The organism is Halomonas sp. BM-2019, assembly GCF_017584085.1.
In genome coordinates this window covers 979,257-981,874 of record NZ_CP071922.1, presented here as the reverse complement: position 1 = coordinate 981,874, position 2,618 = coordinate 979,257, and the positions used below count along the sequence as shown (strand labels likewise).

The following is a 2,618-nucleotide window of genomic DNA, read 5'->3' as shown; positions in this document are numbered from 1 at the left end:
GGCCCGTGCCCTGGTGCCGGTGATCACCGGCAAGGGCTCGCTCAACGGGCTCGACGACCACCAGGTCGTGGCCCGCGACCGCTCCCTGTTCAAGGCACTCTGCTACGGCGCCTGCCGCACCCTGCCGCGCCTCGAGGCCCTCGCCGCCAGGCTGCTGGTCAAGCCCTTCAAGGCGCGGGACGCCGACGTCCAGGCCCTGCTGCTGCTGGGCATCCACCAGCTGCTCTACCTGCGCATCCCGGCCCATGCAGCGGTGGGCGAGACCGCCGGCGCCGCCCGCCTGCTCGGCAAGGAGTGGGCCACCCGGGTGCTCAACGGCTGCCTGCGGCGCCTGCAGCGGGAATCCGCCGAGCTCCAGGCCGAGGTAGACCGCGACCCGGCCGTCGCCCTGCTGCACCCCAGGTGGCTACTCAAGGCGCTACGCCAGGCCTGGCCCGATGACTGGCGCGCCCTCTGTGATGCCAACAATTCACCGGGCCCCATGACCCTTAGGGTCAACCGCCGCCACGGCGACCGCGAGGCCTACCTGGAGCGCCTGGTCGCCGCCGGGCATGAGGCTCGCCTCTGCCTGCACGCCCCGGATGGCCTCACCCTGGAGACGCCCCGCGACGTCCACCTGCTGCCCGGCTTCGACGAGGGCCACGTCAGCGTCCAGGATGAGGCCGCCCAGCTCACCAGCGTGCTGCTCGGCCCGGTGCTGGCGCCCCGCCCCGGCGCGCGGGTGCTCGACGCCTGCTGCGCGCCGGGCGGCAAGACCGCCCATCTGCTGGAGGTGTTCGACATCGACATGCAGGCGGTGGACAGCGACGCCGAGCGCCTGGCCCGGGTGGAGGACGCCCTGGCCCGGCTGCACCTGGAGGCGCGACTGGCCCACGGTGACGCCACCGCCCGGGACTGGTGGGACGGCGTGCCCTTCGACGCCATCCTGCTCGATGCCCCCTGCTCCGGCACCGGCGTGATCCGCCGTCATCCCGATATCAAGCGCCTGCGCCGCCCTGCCGATATCCGCTCGCTGGCCAGGCTGCAGGCGCACCTGCTCGACAACCTCTGGCCGCTGCTGCGCGAGGGCGGCAGCCTGCTCTACGCCACCTGCTCGGTGCTGCCCGAGGAGAACGCCGAGCAGATCGCCGCCTTCATGGCCCGCACCCCGAACGCCGAGGCCACCACGCCCCAGGATGTGGCCTGGGGGCGCCCCGCCGGCGCCGGCCGTCAGCTGCTGACGGAAGTCGACAGCCACGACGGCTTCTTCTATGCCAGACTGAGAAAGCGGGCCGGCTGAGTCCGCGGCCCAACCGACGACCGACAGGAGACCGCATGAGCAACCATACCTACAAGCATATCGAGCTGACCGGGTCCTCCGAGGAGGGCATCCAGCAGGCCATCGAGAGCGCCATCGCCAAGGCCTCCGAGACCCTGCACGGCATGCGCTGGTTCGAGGTCACCGATACCCGTGGCCACCTGGAGCACGGCCGGGTGGTCCATTGGCAGGTCACCATCAGGGTGGGCTTCACCCTCGACTGACCGCGCGCTGTTCATCTCCCCACGGCTGGTTTAGGCTTGCCGGCACCCTGTGGCGGCGCACCTGGTGCGCCGCTCTCGCTGGACGCGGACATCGACTCCCATGAAGATCATCATTCTCGGCGCCGGCCAGGTCGGTGGCACCCTGGCCGAACACCTGGCTCGCGAGGAGAACGACATCACCGTGGTGGACACCGACGGTGAGCGCCTGCGCGAACTGCACACCAAGCTCGACATCCGCACCGTGGTGGGCCCCGGCTCCTATCCCATGGTGCTGCGCCAGGCGGGCTGCGAGGACGCCGACATGCTGATCGCGGTGACCAGCCAGGATGAGGTCAACATGATCGCCTGCCAGGTCGCCCACACCCTGTTTCGCACCCCCACCAAGATCGCCCGGGTCCGCGCTACCGCCTACCTGACCCGCAAGGGGCTGTTCGCCCACGAGGCGGTGCCCATCGACGTGCTGATCAGCCCCGAGCAGGTGGTCACCGACCATATCCGCCGCCTGATCGAGCACCCCGGCGCCCTGCAGGTGCTGGAGTTCGCCGGCGGCCTGGTGCAGCTCGTCGCGGTCAAGGCGATCTACGGCGGCCCCCTGGTGGGCCAGGACCTGGCCTTCCTGCGCCGCCATATGCCCAGCGTGGATACCCGTGTCGCCGCCATCTACCGCCGTAACCGGCCGATCATCCCCCGCGGTGACACCGTGATCGAGGCCGACGACGAGGTCTTCTTCATCGCCGCCCGCCGCGACATCCGCGCGGTGATGAGCGAGCTGCGCCGCCTCGATCGCGACTTCCGCCGGGTGGTGATCGCCGGCGGCGGCAACATCGGCGAGCGCCTCGCCGAGCACCTGGAGCACAGCCATCAGGTGAAGATCATCGAGCACGGCCTGGAGCGCTGCACGGTGCTCTCCGAACGCCTCGACCGCACCGTGGTGCTGCACGGCAGCGCCACCAGCAAGCGGCTGCTGGAGGAGGAGAACATCGAGGAGTGCGATATCTTCTGCGCCCTGACCAACGACGACGAGGTCAACATCATGTCGTCGATGCTGGCCAAGCGCATGGGCGCCAAGAAGGTGCTGACGCTGATCAACAACGCCG

At 70.2% G+C, this 2,618-nt stretch carries 3 protein-coding genes; all 3 read left to right on the top strand.

All coding sequences use genetic code 11. The annotated features are described in order from the left end of the window. A partial coding sequence (gene rsmB / locus J5F18_RS04980) for a 16S rRNA (cytosine(967)-C(5))-methyltransferase RsmB (protein WP_346301219.1) occupies positions 1 to 1,279 on the top strand: 1,279 nt, incomplete at its 5' end. Positions 1,280 to 1,314: 35 nt separating this feature from the next. Next, positions 1,315 to 1,521 (top strand): dodecin, encoded by a 207-nt coding sequence (locus J5F18_RS04975; protein ID WP_346301218.1) that lies wholly within the window; start codon positions 1,315 to 1,317, stop codon positions 1,519 to 1,521. A 100-nt stretch (positions 1,522 to 1,621) separates the two neighbouring features. Then, the coding region (gene trkA / locus J5F18_RS04970; protein ID WP_346301217.1) for a Trk system potassium transporter TrkA at positions 1,622 to 2,618 on the top strand (997 nt) is incomplete at its 3' end.

Coding starts and splice junctions, on each gene's coding strand:
- J5F18_RS04975 (WP_346301218.1), top strand. CDS start 1,315: ATGAGCAACCATACCTACAAGCATATCGAGCTGACCGGGTCCTCCGAG.